Consider the following 23,786-nt stretch of genomic DNA (forward strand, 5'->3'; position numbering starts at 1 on the left):
TAGCCGGGTTGATTGACTATATATATTAGAATTCATACGTTTGAAAACTGACCTATCTATAATGAAGTACCAAAAACTAAGTGATGAAGAATTGGTTGATTTCTTAAGAAGCGACAATGAAACAGCTTTTGAAGAGATATATAATCGGTACTGGTACAAATTGTTTGGCGTGGCCTATCATGAAATTGGAACCAAAGAAGAGGCCGAAGAATTAGTACATGATTTATTTGAAAGTCTTTGGAACCGACGACAGTTAAGTGTTATTAAACACCTGAGCTCTTACTTAGTAGTTTCTATAAAACATTTGTCAACTAATTACATAAAGTCGCAGATTACACAAAGAAAATACCAGGAGTATCTGATTTTAAGCCAGATACAACAATCATACTCAACAGACGAAACCGTTCATTTTACTGACTTGTCAAAAGCAGTAGAGGAAGCAATGAAAAAGCTCCCTGAAAAAAGTTGTGAAATTTTTAAATTAAGTCGTTTTGAAAATCAGTCGGTCAAAGATATTGCTAATAAAATGAATCTTTCTGAAAAAGCAGTAGAATACCACCTGACCAAAACCCTCAAGGTTTTAAAGGAGCAACTAAGGGCTTATCATACAAACAATTAATTTTTGTTTAAAATTAAAGATACCGTTATCTACGGGCCTTAGGTCTATGAACCAGCATGAATTCGACAAACTTTTAGAAAAATATTTAGCAGGCGAATGTAGTACTGAAGAAGAAAAACTGATTTGGGAATGGCAGGAAAATATGCTCAAAAACAGTCAGTTACTTCTTAATTCAGATGAAAAGGAGGCCATTAAAAAGCGTCTTTGGAGCCGGATTTACGATAATACAATAGGTGCTGGAGAGGAGGAGACAAGCATATCCAAGAAGAGAATTTTTATGATTCTTAAATGGGGGATTGCAGCTTTACTTCTGATTGGGTTAACCAATATTTTTCTGATAATGAAAGATAAAAAAGCAGAGGTAACAGCAGAAACTCTCCCGACTCAACACTCAAGCGATATTGAAGTTAAAAATACGTCGAGCAGTGATAGTGAAATAAAACTGGAAGATGGAACTGTTGTAAAGCTAAAAAAGAATAGTAGTATCAGTTATCCTAAGCACTTCGGCAAAGAAACCCGGAATGTGTATCTGAAAGGAGAAGCTTTTTTTAAAGTCAAAAGAAATCCAAATGCCCCCTTTATTGTTCACACAGGAGATTTGGTAACAGAGGTTTTAGGTACGAGTTTTAATGTGAAGTCTTATGATAATTCAAAGGCCATAGAAGTTTCTGTAACATCGGGTAGGGTGTCAGTATATGAAATGTCAGAGAAATTGTCTGATAAGAAAAATGGTGTTATTCTGACACCAAATCAGAAGGTAGTTTTTGATAAAAGCTCAAAGAAAATAACACCTGGAATTGTAGAAAATCCTATTGTTTTGACACCAGGAGTAAGCAAAATTGACTTCGTATTTGAAGAAGTGCCACTTCAACAGGTATTTCAGCGATTAAAAGATGTGTATGGTATTGAAATAATAATAGAAAACCAGGATTTAAATCAATGTGTCCTGACAGCTGATTTAAATGACCTCCCGCTATTTACACAACTTGAATTAGTCTGTCGTACTGTGAATGCAAGATTTGAAGAGAGAGGAACCAGCTTTTTTGTAAGCGGAGAAGGATGTAAATAATAAAGAGACCATTTATTCAACCTTAATAAATTATAAATAATTACAAAACTTTTAAAAACAAAACCTAAATGAAAACATGAAACAAAAAAAGCCGACAATGTATTAACATCATCGGCCTTGCGAGCTCTCAACCGAACGGCAATTCGGAGCCTGAGAGATTAGTTTTTACCTATCACAAGTATAAAAACAACCTAAATGTATGAAAAAAGACGTACGTAGAAAAAATTTTTTGCTCAAAGCAATGAAAATTACGTTTACTCAACTCTTGATGGTCGCCCTCTTTAGCGGACTTTCTTACGCTTACGATGTGAATGGACAAGAAGTTCTTAAGACAAACGTTTCGTTAAAGATAGAATCACTTGAAGTTAAAAAAATTCTGAGCCAGATAGAAAAACAGGCTGATGTAAAGTTTGTGTATAGTTCAAATACTATACGATTGAATCAAAAGGTATCAATTGTTATCAGCAATAATTTAGCTGAGGTACTTAACGATTTATTTACACCACTACAGATTTCTTATGAAGTTATAGGAGACAGAATTTTGCTGCGTAAAAAATCTCAATTGAAAAAAATGTCTCACATTGATGAATTAAGGATGCAAAATGGGGAGATTATTGAGCAAACAGTAAAAGGAAAAGTAACTGAAGCCGATAAGAGTGAAGGTTTGCCAGGTGTAAGTGTTTTGATAAAAGGTACAACAAGAGGAACAACTACCGATGCCGACGGTAACTATACCCTGGTTGTGCCTGATAATCAGGCTGTTCTGGTTTTCAGTATTGTAGGTTTTGAGCCAACGGAAGTTATTGTGGGCAACCGTACAACTATTGATGTAGCCATGAAACCAGATGTAAAATCATTGGGTGAGGTCGTGGTAGTGGGTTATGGTGTTCAGAAAAAAGAAACTGTAACTGGTTCGGTTGTAAGTGTAAAGGGTAATGAATTAGTAAAATCGCCCGCAGTAAACTTAAGTAACTCTCTTGCAGGTCGTCTCCCTGGTGTTGTTGCCGTCAACAGAAGTGGAGAGCCTGGTTATGATGGTTCAGCTATCCGCATTAGAGGAGCAAATACTTTAAATAATAGCGATGCCTTGATCGTAATTGATGGTATTCCTAACCGTGCCGGTGGTTTTGACAGATTGAATCCTGCGGACATTGAAAGCATCTCGGTTTTGAAAGATGCCTCTGCGGCAATATATGGTTCTCGTGCTGCAAACGGTGTTATTCTGATTACTACCAAAAGGGGTAAAACCGGTAAACCTGAATTGTCATATTCATTCAATCAGGGTTTTGCACAGCCAACAGTTGTGCCTAAATTAGCCAATGCGGCACAATATGTTCAGATGTTGAACGACCTTGATATTTATCAATTGCCAGTAGGTGAATGGGCTGCTGCTAATCAGGCGTACAAAACAAATGGTGTATATAACAGACCTAATGGTGAGGTAAGAAAAGCTCCTTTCTCACCGACGGATATTCAGAAATATGCAGATGGCTCAGACCCATGGTTATATCCGAATACTGACTGGTATGCAGCCACATTAAAAGACTGGTCGCCTCAGGTACGTCACAATGTACAATTGAATGGTGGTACTGAAAATGTAAAGTATCTGACGTCTTTAGGCTATCAGAAACAAGATGCCTACTACAAGAAATCTGCTACAGCGTATGAACAATATGACATCAGAATTAACCTTGATGCCAAAATTAACAAATACGTTAATTTACAAGTAGGTTTGGTTGGCCGTGAAGAGTTCAGACGCTTCCCTACCAAGCCAGCGAGTGCTATTTTCCGTATGCAAATGCGTGGAAAACCTCATCAACCAGCTTACTGGCCTAATGGGTTACCTGGCCCGGATATTGAAAATGGTGAAAATCCTGTTGTTATTACAACTAATCAGACTGGTTATGAACACGATAAACAGGACTATTTCCAGACCAATGGACAATTAGATATAAAAATACCAGGAATTGAGGGACTTAAATTTACAGGTACAGCTGCGATTGATAAGCGTATCCGTTCGCAAAGACGCTGGGAAACACCATGGACCTTATATGAAAAAGGTTCAGGAACTAACCCTGATGGTACCCCTGTGTTGGTTGCCAGTAAGCGTGGCCCTGCCGAACCACGTCTGACATTAGGTAACGAAACACAATTAAATATTTTATTGGGTGGTATTGCTACTTATGAGCGTACATTTGGTGCACATGGTATTACTGTTTTAGCTGGTACAAACCAGGAAAGAATACAGGGAACAAACTTCAATGCCTTCCGCCGCTACTTTATTTCAACAGCTATTGACCAGTTATTTGCCGGTGGTGATTTAGAGAAAAACAATGGTGGGGGTGCTTATAACAGTGCCCGTATCAACTATTTTGGTCGTGCTGCTTATAATTACAAAGAAAAATATCTGGCTGAATTCTTATGGCGCTACGATGGTTCTGACATATTCCCTCCTGAAACACGTTATGGTTTCTTTCCGGGCTTTATGTTAGGCTGGGTATTGTCTGAAGAGAACTTTATCAGGAAAGGGCTACCAATGGTCAGCTACCTGAAACTACGCGGTTCATGGGGTCAGATGGGTAACGATCAGGTGTATCTGCCTAACACTTCAACACCTGCTACTTATCAGTACTTATCAACGTACGGATTCCGCAGTTATATCATTGGTAATGTAGAAACGAAAACTTTGTATGAAACACGTATCCCTAATAACAATATTACATGGGAGGTGGCCAATAACTCAAATGTTGGTTTAGAAGGTTCATTATTCAATGGTAAATTATCATTCGAATTAGATTTCTTTGCTAACAAACGTACTAATATCCTATGGTTCAGAAATGCTTCAGTACCTCAATCAACAGGTTTGACATTACCTGCTGAAAACATTGGAGAAGTCTCTAATAAAGGATGGGAGTTTAACGTGGGTTATCGTAGCCAGGCTGGCGATTTCAAATATAGTGTGAGTGTGAATGGAGGTTATGCCAAAAACAAAGTACTATTCTGGGACGAAGCTCCTGGAGCACCTGAATGGCAACGTACTACAGGTAAGCCAATGTACACGTTCCAGGCCTATATCTATGATGGTGTATTCAAAGATCAGGCAGAAATTGATGCTAATCCAATAGACTACAAAGCTATTGTAAATCAATTGCGTCCTGGTGATATGAAATACAAAGATTACAATGGTGATGGTAAAATTACACCTGATGATCAGGTTCGTACAGATAATACCCAGTTACCTTTGTTTCAGGGAGGAGCTAATATTACGGCACAGTACAAAAACTTTGATCTGACTATCTTATTCCAGGGCGCAGCAGGTGCAAAGCAATATGTTAGCGCAGGCGAGTCTGGTAATATTGGTAATTTCTTGTTAGATATTTACGAAAACCGCTGGACAATTGATAATCCAAGTAGCGTTCACCCTCGCATTGCCAACCGTAGCGACCAGTATTTCTCTGGTGGTAATACTTACTGGCTAAGAAGTTCAGACTATATCCGTTTGAAAAACTTCGAGTTAGGCTATACTATTCCAAATGCCTGGGGTTCAAAAGTTGGTTTGAATAATTTTAGAGTTTATGTAAATGGACTAAATTTATTGACATGGGATAAATTGAAGGTGTATGACCCTGAAACTACGAATTCAACAGGGCAATATTACCCTCAATCGAGAATTATTAATGCAGGTCTAACAGCAACATTCTAAAAAATTAAATTGAACAGCAATGAATAAATTTAAGAAAATATTGGTAGCAACTGTTGTAGCCGGACTTGCTGTAACAAGTTGTAATGATGATTTTGTAAACACCAGCCCTCTTGATCAGGTGTCGGAGGCTGCTGTATGGACAGATGCTGCATTAGCTGAAGCATTTGTTACTGAATTGTATGGCGGACTTGGAAATGGAGGTTTTGATGAACAAATGTTGGCTTCGTTGACCGATGAAACTGCATTTACTCACCCTGGTCGTAATATAACAACTATTACGGAGTCACGCTCAAATCCAGCCGATCCGGGTTGGATAAATGGTACTTTAAGCTGGGTGAATATGTATAGCCGTATTAGAGCATGTAATCTTGCCCTTAAGAATCTTGAGGCTCCCAAGTTTAATAATAGTAATAAAATAGCTGAGCGATTAAGAGGTGAGGCTACTTTTATGCGTGCCTATTTCTATCATCAGTTAGTTCGGTACTTTGGTGGCGTGCCTTTAGTTGATCGCCCTTATACATTAGGTGAGGAAGATTACATGGCTCCTCGTAATTCAATGGAAGAATGTATTAACTTCATTGTAAAGGATTGTGATCAGGCAGCAACTTTGCTTGAGGGTACTACATTAGCAGCAGGGCGTGCATCAAAAGCAGCGGCTTTGGCGCTTAAATCCCGGATTTTGATTTATGCGGCAAGTGATTTGTACGATATGAATACTGCAAAGGCCAAATCAAGTGCAATGGCTGCATTTAGCAAACCGGAGGTTCTGGCAATTTCTACAGGATCACGTACTGAACGCTGGACTAAAGCAAAAGCAGCTGCAAAGGCGGTGTTAGATCTGACAGGCTATGGAGTAGCATTGAACCTGTCTGCCCCAGTCAGTAAAGAAGAAGGAAGCACTAATTACATGAATATTGCGCTGTCGAGAAATGGAGGTGAAAAGGATTTGATTTTTGCCCGTTACTTTATTAACGCAAAACAAGAGAATGGTGGCCGTCAGGGATTATTTAATGGTCCGAATGGTTATCATAACTGGGCTGGTAATACACCTATTCAAAATTTTGTAGATGACTATGAGATGATGGATGGAACGAAATTCAGCTGGCAAAATCCTCAACAAGCAAGCCAACCTTATGTTGGTCGTGACCCTCGTTTCTATGCTTCTCTGTTATATGATGGAGCTCCATGGAAGCCTCGTACTGCTGACGTAGCGGCTAAAGATCCTGTAAATCAGATACAAACAGGTCAGTACGAGTTAGGTGACGGTTCAGGTACAAAAACACCTTATTTTGGTTTGGATACTCGAAAAAGCACTGTTGAGGATTGGAATGGAAGTTATACGGGTTATTATATGCGTAAATTCATTGATCCGAATCCAGGTATAGTCGATCAGAATACATGGCAACAGGTTCCGTGGCCACATTTAAGATATACTGAGGCTATCTTTAACTATGCTGAAGCTTGTATTGAATTAGGAGAAGATGCTGAGGCTCGTACCTGGCTAAATAAAATACGCTTCCGTTCAGGAATGCCTGCTTTAACAGAGTCGGGAGATGCACTTCGACAACGTTATCGAAACGAACGCCGTATTGAGATGGCATTTGAAGAGCAACGTTATCATGATGCACGCCGGTGGATGATTGCCCCGACAACCTTAGGTAGAAAAGCCAATATCATAACCGTATTAGGTACTTTGAAACCAGGTAAAACAGTTTCTTTATACAAATATGATCCAAACAGTTATAACTATGAGTATAAAGTAACTGATATGGATCCTGGTAAAGAAAATCGTACGTGGTTAGATAAAATGTATTTTTTACCAATCCATCGTGACGAAATGAACCGTAATAATAAGTTAGTACAGAATCCTGGGTACTAATAGATATTTTAATAAATTGGGTAGTTGAGTGCCTTATGGGTGCTCAACTACCCAAAATTTTTGTTATTGAAGCACTAAACCTATCCAATGAAAGTATTTAGCCTCGTTTCACTAAGCCTATTATTATCTTTAATTGCTTGCCAAAGTGATAAGAAATCTGTTGATAATCCCACAACCGAATCTTCAAACGAACCTCAGCTCTTTACCTTATTAACAACGGAGAAAACACATGTTGATTTTCAGAATATTATCAATGAAGGTCTCAATACTAATGTGCTTATGTATGAGTACTTTTATAATGGTGGAGGAGTAGCTGTTGGAGATGTAAACAATGATGGTTTAGATGATATTTACTTTACAAGCAATATGCAATCAAACCGTCTTTATCTTAATAAAGGCTCAATGGTCTTTGAAGATATTACTATTGCTGCTGGTGTGGCAGGTCGGGAAGGACCATGGAAAACCGGAACAACAATGGCTGATGTAAATGGTGATGGCTTATTAGATATATATGTTTGCTATTCGGGTAATTTATTGCCTGAGAAACGTACTAACCAATTATTTATTAATCAGGGTAAAAATACCAATGGAATACCCACATTTATTGAAAAAGCACACGACTATGGCCTGGATAGTCCCGCCACAAGCACACAGGCAGGATTTTTTGATTATGATAAAGACGGTGATTTAGATATGTTTCTGCTGAATCATAATCCTAAATCTTTGCCAGTATTAGATGAAGCCACAACCGCCGCCATATTAAAAAAAGAAGACTTTGAAAACGGCATGCGTTTTTTCAGACATGATAAAGGGAAAAACGGTGAGCCTATCTTCAAAGATATTACCAGGCAAGCCGGTTTGTTAAGTTCTGCGCTATCGTACGGACTTGGCATAGCCATTGCTGACTATAATAACGATGGCTGGCAGGATATGTACATTTCAAATGATTATACCATTCCGGATTTTTTGTATATCAGCGATAAAAAAGGTGGTTTCACTAATCAGATAAGCGAGGGCATGGGCCATTTCTCTCACTTCTCAATGGGGAGCGATGCAGCTGATATTAATAATGATGCGATGACAGATATTTTTACACTGGATATGTTACCTGAGGATAACCGCAGACAAAAACTATTGATGGCTCCGGATAATTTCGAAAAATTTGATTTCAACGTAAAAGTAGGTTTCGGGCATCAGTATATGCGTAATATGCTGCAATTGAATCAGGGAGTTTTAAATACCAATTCAGTATCGAAATATCCACAGTTTTCGGAAATTGGTCAATTATCAGGAATATCAAATACCGATTGGAGTTGGAGTGCGTTATTTGCTGATTATGATAATGATGGGTGGAAAGACCTATATATCACGAATGGCTATCTACGTGATTATACCAATATGGATTTTCTGAAGTATATGAGTGATTATGTACAGAATAATCAGGCAAATATTCAGCGTCAGAATGTATTGGATTTAGTCCTGAAAATTCCCTCATCTAATCTGACTAACTATATGTATAAAAATGGTCAGAACCTGCAATTCAAAAATGTTGTCAGCAGTTGGGGTATGAGCCACAATGCCAACAGCAACGGCGCGGCCTATTCAGATCTTGATAATGATGGTGACCTTGATTTAGTAGTAAACAATATTAATCAACCTGCTTTTATTTATCAGAATGATGCCGATAAACTGGTCAAAAACCACTATTTAAAAATCAAACTTAATGGTGAAAGATTAAATAAATTAGGATTGGGTGCAAAAGTTTCTTTATATAAAGACGGAAAAGTACAATATCTTGAACAGATGCCAACAAGAGGCTATCAGTCAAGTGTATCTCCAGTTTTGCATTTCGGATCAGGAAATCAGACTACTATTGATTCGGTTAAAATTGTCTGGCTAAGTGGCAAACAACAAATACTGACAAATGTGGCTACAGATAAGCTGTTGGTATTAGAAGAAAAAGATGCAAAATCTACCAACCGGTCCATCCAATCATCTGCTCCGATATTCAAGGAAACTAATACAGGGATTAAATATATAGCCGCAGGTAATAACATTAATGATTTTAAGAGGCAAACACTATTGATTAATCCACTTTCGTTTAGTAGTCCTTGTATGGCTAAAGCAGATGTGAATGGAGATGGACTGGAAGATATTTTTATAGGGGGAGGTAGTGGACAACCCGGGGCTTTGCATATTCAGGGCAAGAGTGGGAGTTTCACAACTAAAACACAGTCTGCATTTGAAACAGATAAGCAAAGCGAAGATGCAGATGCTATTTTCTTTGATGCCAATGGTGATACTTTCGCTGATTTATATGTGGCAAGTGGTGGATATGGGAATATGATGCCAAATGACCCTCTGTTACAAGACCGTCTTTATCTCAATGATGGCAATGGCAACTTTACAAAAGCAAATAATGCGTTACCACGAATGTTAGTTAGTAAAGGCTGTGTACGTGTAACTGATATTAACCTGGATGGTAAACCTGATTTATTTGTAGGAGGTAGAGTGATTCCGGGTAGTTATCCTGAAACACCGCAGAGTTATATTCTGATTAATCAAAGTAGTGGGGCAATAGCCCGATTTATTGATCAGACAGATAATATTGGCTCTGCTGTAAAAAATATTGGTATGGTAACTGATGCTATGTGGTATGATTTGAATAATGATAAAAAAGCTGAACTGATTGTTGTGGGAGACTGGATGCCTATTCAGGTATTCAGTTTAGATAATAAAAAATTAATTAATGTAACCACTACTTATTTTGAAAAACAATACGCCGGATTGTGGAATAAACTATTGTTGGAAGATTTTAATAATGATGGGAAGATGGATTTACTGGTAGGTAACTTAGGGGTGAACTCTCAACTGAAAGCCACTGAAAAAGAACCTGCTGAATTGTTTTTTAAAGATTTTGATGATAACGGCTCGATTGACCCCATTCTATGCTTTTATATTCAAGGCAAAAGTTTTCCTTATGTAACCCGTGACGAATTACTCGACCAGTTAAGTATTATGCGTACCCGCTTCCCTGATTATAAAAGCTATGCAGATGCAAGTATGACTGAAATTTTTACCACTGAAGAACTGGTTGAGGTGAAAAAATTAACCATTAATACGCTCAAAACAACTCTATTTATATGTGACTCCAAAGGCAAGTTTCAGGAAAAGCGCTTGCCTTTAGAAGCTCAGTTTTCACCTGTATTTGCTATGTCTTCAATTGATGTAAATACCGATGGAAAAAAAGATTTAGTACTTGCTGGAAACATTAATCGCGGACGTTTGAGATTTGGTAAATATGATGCTAATTTCGGGCTTGTTTTAAAGGGAGACGGAACGGGGAATTTTACATCTGTAAATCAACAACAATCAGGGTTAAACCTGAAGGGTGACATCAGAAGTATGTTATTTGTAAATAACATACTATTTTTTGGCATTAACCAGCAAGCATTAAAAGCCTATTCTTTTAGTAATTAATTGTCGGGTTCTGTATAGATAGATTTCTGGCAAATTTAAAGTTTTCTGGTAGATTCTTCTTGGGGAAACGGCACCTTATAAAGAGGCTGTTTAAACTTATATAAAAACTATACAATTGATGCTTGTTCTTAGCCTTACTTTTTGTCTTGATACAAAAAGTAACAAAAAAATCAAGAAAATTTAAACTCGCTGACGCTCAAACAGTAAATTTTCGAGATAGGCTTCAAAAAAAAAGAAAAGTTTAAACAGGTTCAAATTAATATCCTTAACGCTATTTATTTACGAATGAAATTTGTAGTACTAATATTAGCTTCTGCTTATATAACGATTGGTTGTACCAACAACACCGAACAATTGCCAAGCCTTGACAGCAAGGAGGTAAGCAATGTCATAAATAGAATGACTGACATTATGATTCATGATGTTACAAACCCGCCTCTGGCTTCCCGATTCTTTTCTTATGCCTGTCTGGCAGCATATGAAGTAACTTCTCAGAATAATGATTCTATCCCTTCGATGAAAGGTAAACTAAATGATTATCCTGACATCAATAAAGAAAATATTTCCGGAATTTTTTCTACAGATGTAGCAGCTATTTTAGCTATGATGGAAACCGCCAGGAAAATGCAGCCATCTGGCAAATTAATGGGAGACTATGAAAAAAAATGGATAGACTCATGCAAAACGCTTGGTTTTTCTTCTGAAGTTATGGAAAATTCGTTGGCCTATGCTCAAAGTATAAGTAAACAAATATTAGCATATGCCAAAGCGGATAAATACAACCAGATAAGTAATTATCCTCGTTATACACCAGGTGGGAAAGACGGAGACTGGTTTCCGACTCCCCCAGCATATTTCCCTCCTGTAGAGCCTTATTTTCATACTGTTCGTTCTTTTACGCTTGATTCAGCCAATCAGTTTAATCCAATTAAACCAGTACCTTTTTCGACAGATAAGAAGTCGGAGTTCTATCAGTTAATGCTTGACCTTTACAATGAAAAATTACCTCAGGAAAATAAAGAGATAGCCGCTTTCTGGGATTGTAACCCTTTTGCTTTGCAAGATAACGGACACCTGATGATTGGCGTTAAAAAGATTTCTCCTGGCGCACATTGGATGGGAATTGTTGGAATTGTATGTAAGCAGAAGGAATTAAGTCTTGCTAAAACTATCCAGATACATACGGCAGTAGCCATCGGACTTATGGATGGCTTTATCGGTTGCTGGGGGGAAAAGTATCGGAGTAACCGTGTCCGGCCTGAAACAGCTATCAGGAAATATATTGATCCAAACTGGCGACCATTATTGCAAACCCCTCCTTTTCCTGAATATCTGAGTGGACATTCTACAATTTCAACTACATCAGCCGTAATTCTCACACATTTTTTAGGGGAGAATTTTGCTTATACAGACAGTGTTGAAAAACGCTATGGTCTGGCACCCCGTACGTTTCAATCGTTTCATGCTGCTGCCGAAGAAGCAGCAATTTCGCGTTTCTATGGTGGGATTCATTTTATTGATGCAATTGAGCGTGGACAAACGCAAGGTACTAAAGTAGGGCAGCAGGTATTAAAGAGGTTAAATTAAAAATTGAATCTTTTCAAGAAAGAATATTGCCTTTTTGGTTGATTTTTAGAATATTTACAGGATAAAAGCGTTTTTAAACGTGATTGATTATCAACCTGTTTTTTTTAAAGAACCCTAACAAATTCCCTGATGTCATATTTGAATATAGACAGTATAAAAGACCGCACTTTTGATGCTATTGTGATTGGCTCCGGTATGAGTGGAGGTTGGGCAGCCAAAGATCTCACCGAAAAAGGATTGAAAACACTGGTCTTAGAACGTGGCAGAAATATTGAACACGTAAAAGACTATCCTACTACCTTAAAGAACCCCTGGGAGTTTGAACACTTAGGTCAAGTGCCAAAGGCTGTTATAGAAGAGTATAAAATTCCGAGCAGACATTATATTTTCAGCGAAAGTACTTTGCACTTTTTAGTGAAAGACGCAGAGCAGGAATATATACAGGAAAGACCATTCGATTGGATGCGTGCGTATCAGGTGGGAGGTCGCTCATTGCTTTGGGCACGTCAGACTCAACGCTGGAGTGACTTTGACTTTGAGGGTCCTGCCCGTGATGGCTATGCCACAGACTGGCCTATCAGGTATGCTGATATAGCTCCCTGGTACAGCTACGTTGAAAAATTTGCAGGTATTACAGGAAACCGCGACGGGGTGCCGACGTTGCCAGATGGAGAGTTTTTACCTCCTCATGAAATGAGTTGTGTTGAAAAACACTTTAAACAACAAATGGCCACCCATTATAAAGACCGATATGTTGTAATTGGTAGGGCAGCTCATCTGACACAACCCAAAGAAATTCATTATAAACAAGGGCGGGCGCAATGCCAGAATCGGGTTATTTGTGAGCGTGGCTGCCCCTATGGAGGATATTTTAGTAGTGCCTCGGCTACTATTCCCTGGGCTATGCGTACAGGCAAACTTACTCTCAGGCCACATTCAGTTGTACATTCGGTTATTTATGACGATAAAACACAAAAGGCCACTGGCGTTCGTATAATAGATGCAAATACACGAGAAATGATCGATTATTATGCAAAAATCATTTTTGTTAATGCTTCTACTGTCAATTCTAACCTTATTTTATTGAATTCTATTTCAAACCGTTTCCCGAACGGATTAGGCAATGATAATGGCATATTAGGGAAATATATGGCTTTCCATACTTTCAGAGGCCGTATTACCGCAGAATATGACGGGCTTCTGGACTCAACCACCGAAGGCAAACGGCCCAATAGTAGTTATGTTCCTCGATTCCGTAATGTCTATAAGCAGGAAACCGATTTTCTGCGAGGTTATGCCGCTGGTTTCAGTACTTCCCGAGGGTTGGTTCCAAATGGCTCTGGTATTGGTGAAGATTTGAAAGCCCAATTAATGAAGCCAAAATTAGGTTTATGGCAAATCAATTCACATATGATGGGCGAAACCATACCTAAAGAGGTAAGCCGTGTGTGGTTAGATAAAAATTTAAAGGATAAGTATGGAATTCCTCAATTGCACGTTTCGGTAGAGTATGATGACAACGATGATAAGATGCTAAAGGATTTTTGGGAGCAGTTTTCAGAAATGTATTCTAAAGCAGGATTCATTAATATTCAGACCTCTGACACCAAACGAAATCCAGGAAGCGAAAACCATGAGATGGGAGGAGTGCGTATGGGTAAAGACCCTAAGACTTCAATGCTGAATAAATGGAACCAGATGCACTATTGTAAAAATGTATTTGTAACTGATGGAGCTTGTATGCCATCTACCTCAACACAAAACCCATCTCTGACTTATATGGCTCTTACTGCAAGGGCAGTTGACCATGCAGTAAAGGAAATGAAAGCCCATAGATTATAATTCTAATTCAAATTTTTTATCACTTTATAGATTGAGTATGCAAATTCGTATGAAAAAAAGCCTTTTGTTTCTCTTAGTATTTGTTTCCTTTTTTGCCAACGCACAACGATGGACAGTAGAAAAAGCCAATGCATGGTATGCCAAGCAACCTCAGTTTGTAGGTGCTAACTTTATTCCAAGCACAGCTATTAATGAATTAGAAATGTGGCAGGAAGATACTTTTGATGCTATAACCATTGATAAGGAATTAGGCTGGGCAGAAGGATTAGGTATGAATATCATGCGTGTATTTTTACATAATATTCCTTACGATACCGACAAAGAGGGCTTTATAAGTCGTATTAATCAATTTTTAGCTATTGCAGATAAGCACCATATCAAGATTATGTTTGTTTTGTTTGATTCATGCTGGAACGATAATCCAAAGGCAGGAAAACAAATGGAACCGGTTATTGGTAAACATAATTCAGGTTGGGCGAGATGTCCTGGAACGAAGATGTTGTTTGATTCGAGAACATGGGGTAGCCTTGAGGCTTATACCAAAGGAATCATCAGTACTTTTGCCAATGATAAACGTGTGGTAGTGTGGGATTTGTTTAATGAGCCAAGTAATTCGGGTTATAATGATGCTGTAATGCCTTTGCTGAAGAAATCTTTTGAATGGGCAAGAGCAGCGAAACCTTCGCAACCGATAACTTCAGGTTGGTGGACCGATCACCCGATGAGCAATGAATTTATGTTTGATAATTCAGATATTATTACTTTTCATAATTATAAAGATGCACAGAATCTGGAATCTCAGATTAAAGACCTGCAAAGTAGATTCAAACGGCCTTTGATATGCACTGAATATATGGCAAGGAAGCACAAAAGTACTTTTGAAACCTGCCTTCCTGTATTTGCTAAATATAAGGTAGGAGCAATTAACTGGGGTTTAGTAAAGGGTAAAACCAATACAATTTATGCATGGGATGAGCCCATGCCAAATGGTGGTGAACCTGCCTTATGGTTTCATGATATTTTCAGACCAGATGGATCTATTTACAAACAAAGTGAAACAGATGCAATTAAAGCAGTTACGAAGAAATAGAATAGTTTATTAAAGGTAAAGAGTATCAAGAGACATAAATTGTTTCATGATACTCTTTGTTTAATTTTTGTCGATTAATTTTTCAGATTAAGTCTACTAATTGATATGAGAGCCCTCATAATTTTGCTTTTATTTGTCAGCCCATTTGGTTTGTTCGCTCAAAAAGATAGAAAGCCAAATGTTATTTATATCTATGCAGATGACCTGGGTTATGGAGAGTTGGGGTGTTATGGACAAACAAAAATTAATACCCCCAATCTGGATAAATTAGCAAAAGAGGGGATAAGATTTACACAACACTATACAGGAGCACCAGTTTGTGCACCTGCCCGGACCATGCTAATGACGGGTAAACATAGCGGGCATTCGTATATCAGAGGTAACTACGAATTAGGCGGTTTTGAAGACCATAAGGAGGGGGGGCAAATGCCTTTGCCAGAAGGTGTTTTTACAATTGCTGATTTAATGAAAAAGGCAGGATATGCTACAGGAGCTATTGGTAAATGGGGTTTAGGAATGAGTACCACTACCGGAGACCCAAATAAGCATGGCTTTGATTATTTCTACGGATACCTTGACCAGAAACAGGCTCATAATTTCTATCCGACACACCTTTGGGAAAATGGCAAATGGGATACATTACGGAATTCATATATAAAAGTTCATGAGCCTCTGCCTAAAAATGAAACTAATCCACTTGCATTTGAGAAATTTAAAGGAAAGGATTATTCGCTGACTAAAATGGCAGAGAAAACGTTGTTATATATCCGACAGCACAAGGATGAACCTTTCTTTTTGTATTTACCTTATACGGGGCCGCATTTGTCTTTACAAGCACCAGATGAAGCGATAAAAGAATATGTGGGTCAATTCGAGGAACAACCATACAGAGGTGAGAAAGGGTATGCTTCAACGCTATATCCGAGATCAACCTATGCTGCCATGATTACCTATATGGATAAGCAGGTTGGACGTATTATGGCATTACTTCAAGAGTTAAATATAGATGAAAATACACTGGTGATGTTTAGCAGTGATAATGGTGCTACCTTCGATGCAGGTGGAGCAGATACAAATTTCTTTAACAGTGTAGGTGGATTACGGGGGCGTAAGCAGGATTTATATGAAGGGGGAATCAGAGAACCATTTATAGCCAGATGGCCAGAGAGAATAAAAGCCGGGCAGACATCAGATCTGGTATCTGTTCAGTATGATTTAATGGAAACATTAGCTGAACTGACGGGTGTTAAAGCTCCAAAAAACGATGGCATTTCTTTTTTGCCAACATTATTGGGCAATACGCCACTTCAAAAACAACACTCATTTCTTTATTTTGAATTTCCTGAGAAAGGCGGTCAGATTGCCGTGCGGATAGGTAACTGGAAAGGTGTGAAAAGTAATATGAAAAAAGACAAAGAGGCTAAATGGGAGGTTTATGATTTAAAAAACGATGAAAAAGAAACAAATGATATAAGTAAACAATATCCTGAATTAGTGAAGCAATTTGACTCCATTGCTAAACGAGAACACCAACCTTCACATATCAGAGAATGGGAGTTCCTTGACCCCAAATTCTGACCTATTAATACTTTTCAATCAGTATCTTGAAATTATAAATTGTTGATTGTTACCAGAATATTTGTTTGGTGGCAAGACTTATACTGTCTGGACAGTATATCATCTTTTCAAAAATACTATTTTTTAAGTATTTCATCTCCATATGTTCTTTTAGAAATTTGTTAAAAAAAGGGGGATTCCTTTTAAATAAGAGTAATCCTCAGTTGTTCAAACTGCTATTATCTGCACCGATTAAAGTATCTAAAAGAACCCCTAAAACCCTTAGTCATGTTAAAGAATTATAACTTTTTTGCGCAGGATATAGTTTATCTGAAGGCAGACGTGAACTATACTGAGTTTTATCTGAAAGACGGAAAAAAAATTGTGTCCTCTTTGACGCTTAAGTATCATGAATCAGATGAGCGTCTGAAAGGCTTTCTGCGAGTCAGTAAATCATATCTTGTGAACCAATTATATATCGGACAATACAAGTCTCATAATAAAGATGTGAGAATCTATCTGACAAACGGCTATGAAATTAAAGTTGCCCGACGAAGAAGAGTAGCTGTAAAAAAGAGTCTTAAATCTTTACCAAGAGTGAATCCAGGAGATTGTGATTTGAAAGAATCTTTAGTGTCTTGATTTACTTCTAAAATGATAATTTGAAACTGTGACTAAAAAAGCAAACCTCTCATTTTGAGAGGTTTGCTTCATTTTTTTCTTTATTTTCATTCAATTCTTTCTTAGCATTGAGGTAGCCCCGGATAACTGTAAAAGTAGTAATTGCCAGAAAGAAAATGATAATATATTCTACATAGTTGATAATACCGGGGAATTTTTCACCAAAATAAAAACCACCCCCTACGAGGGTAAGTACCCAGATGGCTCCTCCTAAAATATTAAAAATGGTGAATTTATAGAATTGCATCTTGACGATTCCTGCAAGAATAGGCGAGAAGGTGCGTACAACTGGTAAAAAACGGGCAATAATTAGGGTTTGGCTACCATATCTGGCAAAATATTTACGTGTACTTTCTATGTGTTTTTTCTTAAAAAAAAGTGAATCCGGCCTTGCCTGTATTCGGTCTCCAAAGTACCATCCAGAAAAATAACCTACAAAAGAGCCTATTATCGCGGCCATAAAAATACAGATCATTAATAGTGGAAGAGGGACGTTGAGGATTTTGGTACCACAAAAAACACCTGAAAGAAACAAAAGATAATCACCAGGAAGAAAGAAACCGAAAAAGAAACCGTTTTCAATGAAAATAATAAGGGTAATAGCCACTAAGCCCCCCGTTCGGATTAATTCTTCCGAGTCCATTAAATATTGTAACCAACCATTTACCTGTTCCATCGAAATATCTTTTATCTTTTCTGAATAGATGTTTATTGTACTTTAGGTTCATTCAGTTCAATTACGTAACCATCTGGATCAGTGATATAAATCTGAAATGCACCATCAAATCTTTGCTGGCGATGATAAGCCACTCCTTTTTCTTTTAAATAAGCCTCAATACTATCTGCGGATTTAGCGGGGATTGTCCATGAAAAATGCCCACCATTTTTATCATTATTGGTTACAGGTTCTTGTCTCCCCTTTAAAAGGTGTAATTCCTGCCCCGGAGCAATCTGAAACCAGCGTCTGATAGCCAATAAATTATCAGGCACATTAAGTGGTTGTAAACCCACAATTTCACGATAGAATTTAGCACTTGCCTGCAGGTCTTTTACATACAAGCCTACGTGGTTATAGGACTGAATAGGAATACCACTCGATTGAGCAAAGCTATTTACAGAGATGCCTAACAAAATAACAAGAATACATTTAGAAAGATTCATAGGTACTGCGTTTATATAAAGGTTGAAAATAGTTTTAATAATTTATTAATCAATTACATAAAAGGCAAATTAACATCAGTCAGGCCAATTCTGATAATTCCAGCCAGCGCATTTCTTTTTCAGCGATAGCGTCAGTAATCTGCTCAAATTCTTTTGCCCATATTGCCAGTTCTTCATGCGAACCATTACCGGAATTCATTTTGTCGACCAATTGAGCTTTGTTTGTTTCTAATTTTTCAAGCTCTTTTTCCAGACTTTCGTACTCTTTTTGTTCTTTAAAGCTTAGTTTACGCTTCGTCTCTGTTTTCTGAACCTGTGGTGCAATTGCTTGTTTAGTTGTAGAAGTGTTGTCAGTATTCCCGTTGTTCTGAATCGGCTGTTCGTCTTTCCAGTTCCGGTAATCGGTGTAATTCCCTGGAAAATCCCTGATGTAGCCATTGCCTTCAAAAACAAAAAGGTGCTCCACCATTTTATCCATAAAATAACGGTCATGAGATACCACAAGCATACAGCCACCGAAATTAATCAGGAAATCTTCTAATACATTAAGTGTCGAAATATCCAAATCATTAGTAGGCTCATCTAAAATCAGAAAATTCGGATTTTGTACCAGTATTTTCAATAATTGCAGACGTCGTTTTTCTCCACCACTCAATTTATGAACAAAGCTATATTGCATAGCGGGTGGAAATAAAAAAAGTGTCAGGAAATTAGAGATAGAAAGCTCGCTTCCATCGGCCATTTTTACGTATTCGGCAATCTCCCGCACTACATCTATTACCCTTTGTCCATCTTCAAAATCTAATCCTTCCTGAGAATAATAACCTATTTTAATAGTTTCTCCTTTCACAACCCTGCCCATATCAGGTTTGACCTTCTCTGTGATTATTTCAAGCAGGGTAGTTTTACCCATCCCGTTCTTCCCTACAATACCAATTCTATCGCCTCTTTTAAAAGTATAGGAAAATTCTTCAATCACTTTTTGTGTATCAAAAGCCTTGCTTATATGATTAATTTCAATGATTTTGCTGCCCATCCGCTCCATTTTCATGCTGAGTTCCAGCTTTTCTTCAGGGCCTTTTTTGATTGTTTTATCTTTCAAATCATAAAAAGCATCAATCCGGCTTTGTGATTTCGTTCCACGGGCTTTGGGCTGACGTCGCATCCATTCCAACTCTTTTCTTAATAAATTCCGGTAGTTTTTCTGGGTTGCGGCATTGACAGCTTCCTGAGCTTCTTTCTTCTCTAAGTAGTAATTATAGTTTCCGGTAAATTTATAAATCTGATTGTCGGCTAATTCTAAAATTCGGTTGCAGACTTTATCTAAGAAATAACGGTCGTGTGTAACCAGTAGTAAAGTAATATTAGAAGATGATAAGTAACCTTCAAGCCATTCAATTGTATCTAAATCCAGATGGTTGGTAGGTTCATCTAAAATCAAAAAATCAGGTTCTTCAATTAGTACACGGGCTAAAGCTACTCGCTTTTGCTGACCGCCTGATAAATTGCCAATTAATTTATCAAAATCAGTAATACCTAATTTGCCTAAAATCTGTTTTACTTTTACTTCATAATCCCATGCTTTGAGTGTGTCCACTTTTTCGATGGCATTGGCTAATCGTTTATCGTCATGCAGATTCAGGGCAATTTCATATTCTTTGATGGCCAATGTAAGGGCGTTTTCAGAAGCAAAAATGGTTTCTAACACTGTTTTTCCGGCAGGAAGGTCAGGATTCTGGTCAAGATAACCGGTTCTGATGTCTTTTCTGATACTGATTTCACCGGCATCAACATCTATTTTGCCTACCAGCATATCGAGTAATGATGATTTTCCTGAACCGTTTGAACCAATCAATGCCACTCTTTCTCCTTGAAGAATACCAAAAGTAAGGTTTTTAAAAAGCCAGCGTTCTCCTAAATTTCTCCCAATATTTTCGGCTGATAAATAATTCATAGTTTTATAGATAATCCCGTTCCCTCTGTTTTATGCGGCAAAAATAAACTTAATTTTTGGTTAATCGTTTGGCTAATTCTTCCCATTCTTCTTCCAGCGATATTTCAGGCATTGTTTCTGCTGCTCGTTTGTACCAGTAATTGGCATTCCATTGGTCGCCCTCTTTGCGATGTAAGTAGGCGTGCAAACGATCGTATTCTTGTGTACCCTCTTTGCTTTGCGCAATATTGTGCGAGGCTTCCCAGTCTCCTTTATAATCATACCAGAGTGCTTGTAGTAGAGGGGCAATATCTTGTGGAACTTTTGCAGCCGAAAGAGTGCTTTTAAATGTCTGGAGGTTCATACAATATTTTTTTAAATGGATTGCAGCGATTATGTGTCTGTGGTCCGTCAAAAACAATAAATTTGCTCAAATTTACAAAACCACTATGAATTTTTTACATTTAATTGTCTGGTTCAAAAGATTAGCCTGGCTTTTAATCTTCTATTTTATTTTACGGGTGCTATTTGTGCTTTTCAACATGCATTCATTTCAGACTAATACATTCGGAGAAATTTTTGAATCTTTTCTCGTAGGGTTACCTTTTGATTTGTCTGCCATTTTTATAAGTAATTCATTACTAACTGTTTGCTCCTTATTGCCATTCAGATTTGTAGATACAGCATTTTATCAAAAATTCCTGAAATATCTCTATTGGATACCTAATATTACTTTCTTCTGGTTGAATATTGCCGATTTAGAATATTATAAATTTATTGGTCGTCGAACCATCTTTGAAATTTTCGGTATTGTGAGAGACATTGGACAGCAGGCTTTTAATTTGATGGGGGCTTACTGGTACCTTTTTCTTATCCTGACAATACTCAGCTATATCTTTATGAAAGGTACACCAGTTACAGCCCGAATAAATATGGTAAGGGTTTATGCGGAGAATGATATAATTTTTAAAAACAAATATGTAAAACTTATTGTATGGATTTTGGCTATTGGTACAAGTGTACTTATTTTCAGAGGAGGGTTGCAGGAAAAACCCTTACGAATTAATCAGGCATTTAGCCAGCATGATGTCAACTTAGGAAATCTTGCACTTAATTCTACTTTTACGTTTCTGACTACAATTGATGCTAAAGGTACTCAAAAAGTAAATTTCTTTGCCGAGAACCAACAGCAACTCTTAAAAAGAATTAGCAGAGACAAAGCCATGCATATTGATTCGGGTATTGTTAAAAACCGAAAACCTCAGAATGTTGTAGTTATTATTCTGGAGAGCTTTGCCAAGGAATATATGGGATATAAAAATCCTTATAAAGGTTATACACCTTTTCTTGATTCATTGGCCAAGAGAGGAGTTTTCTATGAAAATTGCTTTGCAAATGGGAGAGAGTCCATCATTGCCATGCCTGCCATAACTTCTTCTATTCCTCAATTGATTGATGAACCATTTATTACTACATCGTATCAATCTAATAATTTTTACGGTTTGGGTAGTATTCTGAAATCTAAGGGCTACTCAACTTCATTTTTTCATGCGGCAAGGAATGGCTCTATGGGTTTTGAGGGGTTCTCACAACAGGCTGGATTTGGCAGATATTATGGTTTGGATCAATATCCTGAGACTTTGAAAGAGCGCGATTTTGATCATAACTGGGGGATATTTGATGAACCCTATTTGCAATATTTTGCCAAGGAGCTTTCAAAAGAGAATAAGCCTTTTGTAAGTTGTGTTTTTACATTGAGTTCCCATCATCCATATACAATTCCTGCTCAATATAAAAGTAGATTCCCGAAAGGCAAAGCCAATGTACATGAGAGCATTGGTTATGCTGATTTTGCACTCAAACGTTTTTTTGAAACAGCATCAAAGGAAGCCTGGTTCAATAATACTTTATTTATTATTACGGCTGACCATACACAAATCAATACCGAACCGCAATATGCCAATATTCTGGGCGCATATAGAGTTCCTTTAATTTTGTTTCATGGAGATGAGCAGGTTTCAGAAAACTTGCGTAAGGTTTCAAACCCTTACAAGGTTTGTCAACATACAGACATACTACCCAGTATTCTTGATTTTCTGAATATAAATCAGAATAGCGTTTTACCATTTGGGGAATCTGTTTTTGCCAATACCAATGGAATTGCTTTGCAATATAATTCAGGGACTTACCGAATGATAACCCAAGAGGATAATCAAGGGCTTTTTTATCTGGAAAGAGGTGTAGAAGATAGATTAAAATTTTTTAATGATGTAAAAAAAGAAGAAGTGCTTATTAAAAATCAGGATTTATACATTAAAAAATTGAAAGCCTACATTCAATTTTACAGAAATGGCTTAATTGAAAACGATTGGATTATAAGGAATACAGTAAAATGATTTTATGGGGAAAATATTGCCCAATCCGCTGTATATGCGTTGCCACAGCGAATATTTAATAACTGATTAACTCATTGTGGAATGATATTTTATGATATACAATCGTAATTTTTTTACTACTAAATACCATTAAATATCATTATCATGAAAACCAAATTGTTTTTATTAGGTGCTTTGCTTTCAATGTCAGTATTAGGTTATGCTCAACCAACTACTTCATGGGGGCCGAAATTAGGGGTTAATTTTACATCATACGCGCCAAAAGCAGAGAGTTTTGACGTAGCAGCGGGCTTGAATGCAGGTTTATTCTTAAATCATAGCATTAATAGTAATTTTGGAGTTACAGTAGAGGGTAATTACTCACAAATGGGGACGAAAGTACAAAATGGAGGAAATTTAGAGAGAATTCATTATATTCAGATCCCTGTGTTGGCTGTTTATTATTTCGGACAAAGAGGTGATGCCTTACGTCCTAAATTGTTTGCGGGGCCATACTTAGGTATTCTGGCTGGTTCTACAGATAAGGGCGGTAATGAGTTATCAAACGGGCAGCAAGTATTTAATTCAGCAGATGTAGGAGGTCAGATTGGTGCAGGTTTCAATTTCAGAATCAAACGTGAAACATGGTTAAATACAGATGTCAGATACATTCGTGGATTTGGTGATATAACTAAAGAGCCAAGTACAAGTTATCAGAATACCGGGGTAAATATTAATTTGGGGGTGAGTTTTCCGATCAGATAATAATCAAACCACAGAAAATAAATAAGGGATTCACCTCCCTTCCCT

Annotated in this window: 16 protein-coding genes; 12 read left to right on the forward strand and 4 right to left on the reverse strand. The window is 37.5% G+C overall.

The window, feature by feature from the left end:
• Positions 1-61 precede the first annotated feature (61 nt).
• From H1R81_RS04555 to H1R81_RS04600, 10 genes are all read left to right on the forward strand, one after another.
• A complete protein-coding gene (locus tag H1R81_RS04555) occupies positions 62-619 on the forward strand; it encodes an RNA polymerase sigma factor (RefSeq protein WP_181839480.1) in 558 nt (185 codons plus the stop codon).
• 46 nt (positions 620-665) lie between these two features.
• Entirely contained in the window at positions 666-1,688 is a 1,023-nt protein-coding gene (locus tag H1R81_RS04560; protein ID WP_181839481.1) for a FecR family protein, read from the forward strand.
• 571 nt (positions 1,689-2,259) lie between these two features.
• The gene (locus tag H1R81_RS04565) at positions 2,260-5,391 is read left to right on the forward strand and encodes a TonB-dependent receptor (RefSeq protein ID WP_220275183.1); all 3,132 of its coding nucleotides are present in this window, start codon (positions 2,260-2,262) and stop codon (positions 5,389-5,391) included.
• 19 nt (positions 5,392-5,410) lie between these two features.
• Positions 5,411-7,270, forward strand: a complete 1,860-nt coding sequence (locus tag H1R81_RS04570; protein WP_181839483.1) for a RagB/SusD family nutrient uptake outer membrane protein — start codon at positions 5,411-5,413, stop codon at positions 7,268-7,270.
• A gap of 87 nt (positions 7,271-7,357) precedes the next feature.
• On the forward strand, positions 7,358-10,750 hold the full coding sequence (locus H1R81_RS04575; protein WP_181839484.1) for a VCBS repeat-containing protein: 3,393 nt from the start codon (positions 7,358-7,360) through the stop codon (positions 10,748-10,750).
• A gap of 285 nt (positions 10,751-11,035) precedes the next feature.
• Positions 11,036-12,337, forward strand: a complete 1,302-nt coding sequence (locus H1R81_RS04580; protein ID WP_229251047.1) for a vanadium-dependent haloperoxidase — start codon at positions 11,036-11,038, stop codon at positions 12,335-12,337.
• Positions 12,338-12,466: 129 nt separating this feature from the next.
• Positions 12,467-14,179 carry a GMC oxidoreductase gene (locus tag H1R81_RS04585; protein WP_181839485.1) on the forward strand — a complete coding sequence of 571 codons (1,713 nt, stop codon included), beginning with the start codon at positions 12,467-12,469 and terminating at the stop codon, positions 14,177-14,179.
• A gap of 49 nt (positions 14,180-14,228) precedes the next feature.
• Entirely contained in the window at positions 14,229-15,269 is a 1,041-nt protein-coding gene (locus tag H1R81_RS04590; protein ID WP_181839486.1) for a cellulase family glycosylhydrolase, read from the forward strand.
• A 105-nt stretch (positions 15,270-15,374) separates the two neighbouring features.
• Complete coding sequence (locus tag H1R81_RS04595) at positions 15,375-16,847, forward strand: arylsulfatase (protein WP_181839487.1); 1,473 nt, start codon at positions 15,375-15,377, stop codon at positions 16,845-16,847.
• 267 nt (positions 16,848-17,114) lie between these two features.
• Entirely contained in the window at positions 17,115-17,468 is a 354-nt protein-coding gene (locus tag H1R81_RS04600; RefSeq protein ID WP_181839488.1) for a LytTR family DNA-binding domain-containing protein, read from the forward strand.
• A 49-nt stretch (positions 17,469-17,517) separates the two neighbouring features.
• Here H1R81_RS04600 and H1R81_RS04605 read toward each other — a convergent pair whose 3' ends face one another.
• From H1R81_RS04605 to H1R81_RS04620, 4 genes are all read right to left on the reverse strand, one after another.
• Positions 17,518-18,183, reverse strand: a complete 666-nt coding sequence (locus H1R81_RS04605; protein ID WP_181839489.1) for a DedA family protein — start codon at positions 18,181-18,183, stop codon at positions 17,518-17,520.
• 32 nt (positions 18,184-18,215) lie between these two features.
• On the reverse strand, positions 18,216-18,668 hold the full coding sequence (locus H1R81_RS04610; protein WP_181839490.1) for a VOC family protein: 453 nt from the start codon (positions 18,666-18,668) through the stop codon (positions 18,216-18,218).
• Positions 18,669-18,747: 79 nt separating this feature from the next.
• Positions 18,748-20,622, reverse strand: a complete 1,875-nt coding sequence (locus H1R81_RS04615; protein WP_181839491.1) for an ABC-F family ATP-binding cassette domain-containing protein — start codon at positions 20,620-20,622, stop codon at positions 18,748-18,750.
• 49 nt (positions 20,623-20,671) lie between these two features.
• Complete coding sequence (locus H1R81_RS04620) at positions 20,672-20,965, reverse strand: hypothetical protein (RefSeq protein WP_181839492.1); 294 nt, start codon at positions 20,963-20,965, stop codon at positions 20,672-20,674.
• 85 nt (positions 20,966-21,050) lie between these two features.
• Here H1R81_RS04620 and H1R81_RS04625 point away from each other — a divergent pair, with 85 nt between their 5' ends.
• Together H1R81_RS04625 and H1R81_RS04630 are read left to right on the forward strand one after the other, a co-directional pair.
• On the forward strand, positions 21,051-22,997 hold the full coding sequence (locus H1R81_RS04625; RefSeq protein WP_181839493.1) for an LTA synthase family protein: 1,947 nt from the start codon (positions 21,051-21,053) through the stop codon (positions 22,995-22,997).
• Positions 22,998-23,141: 144 nt separating this feature from the next.
• The gene (locus H1R81_RS04630; RefSeq protein WP_181839494.1) at positions 23,142-23,741 is read left to right on the forward strand and encodes a porin family protein; all 600 of its coding nucleotides are present in this window, start codon (positions 23,142-23,144) and stop codon (positions 23,739-23,741) included.
• Positions 23,742-23,786 lie beyond the last annotated feature (45 nt).

Source organism: Emticicia sp. BO119 (assembly GCF_013912375.1).
In the GTDB taxonomy this organism is placed as follows: Bacteria; Bacteroidota; Bacteroidia; order Cytophagales; family Spirosomataceae; genus Emticicia.

Bases quoted from the DNA above. Each gene is read 5' to 3' on its own strand.
- H1R81_RS04555 (WP_181839480.1), top strand. From the start codon at position 62: ATGAAGTACCAAAAACTAAGTGATGAAGAATTGGTTGATTTCTTAAGA.
- H1R81_RS04560 (WP_181839481.1), top strand. From the start codon at position 666: ATGAACCAGCATGAATTCGACAAACTTTTAGAAAAATATTTAGCAGGC.
- H1R81_RS04565 (WP_220275183.1), top strand. From the start codon at position 2,260: ATGTCTCACATTGATGAATTAAGGATGCAAAATGGGGAGATTATTGAG.
- H1R81_RS04570 (WP_181839483.1), top strand. From the start codon at position 5,411: ATGAATAAATTTAAGAAAATATTGGTAGCAACTGTTGTAGCCGGACTT.
- H1R81_RS04575 (WP_181839484.1), top strand. From the start codon at position 7,358: ATGAAAGTATTTAGCCTCGTTTCACTAAGCCTATTATTATCTTTAATT.
- H1R81_RS04580 (WP_229251047.1), top strand. From the start codon at position 11,036: ATGAAATTTGTAGTACTAATATTAGCTTCTGCTTATATAACGATTGGT.
- H1R81_RS04585 (WP_181839485.1), top strand. From the start codon at position 12,467: ATGTCATATTTGAATATAGACAGTATAAAAGACCGCACTTTTGATGCT.
- H1R81_RS04590 (WP_181839486.1), top strand. From the start codon at position 14,229: ATGAAAAAAAGCCTTTTGTTTCTCTTAGTATTTGTTTCCTTTTTTGCC.
- H1R81_RS04595 (WP_181839487.1), top strand. From the start codon at position 15,375: ATGAGAGCCCTCATAATTTTGCTTTTATTTGTCAGCCCATTTGGTTTG.
- H1R81_RS04600 (WP_181839488.1), top strand. From the start codon at position 17,115: ATGTTAAAGAATTATAACTTTTTTGCGCAGGATATAGTTTATCTGAAG.
- H1R81_RS04605 (WP_181839489.1), bottom strand. From the start codon at position 18,183: ATGGAACAGGTAAATGGTTGGTTACAATATTTAATGGACTCGGAAGAA.
- H1R81_RS04610 (WP_181839490.1), bottom strand. From the start codon at position 18,668: ATGAATCTTTCTAAATGTATTCTTGTTATTTTGTTAGGCATCTCTGTA.
- H1R81_RS04615 (WP_181839491.1), bottom strand. From the start codon at position 20,622: ATGAATTATTTATCAGCCGAAAATATTGGGAGAAATTTAGGAGAACGC.
- H1R81_RS04620 (WP_181839492.1), bottom strand. From the start codon at position 20,965: ATGAACCTCCAGACATTTAAAAGCACTCTTTCGGCTGCAAAAGTTCCA.
- H1R81_RS04625 (WP_181839493.1), top strand. From the start codon at position 21,051: ATGAATTTTTTACATTTAATTGTCTGGTTCAAAAGATTAGCCTGGCTT.
- H1R81_RS04630 (WP_181839494.1), top strand. From the start codon at position 23,142: ATGAAAACCAAATTGTTTTTATTAGGTGCTTTGCTTTCAATGTCAGTA.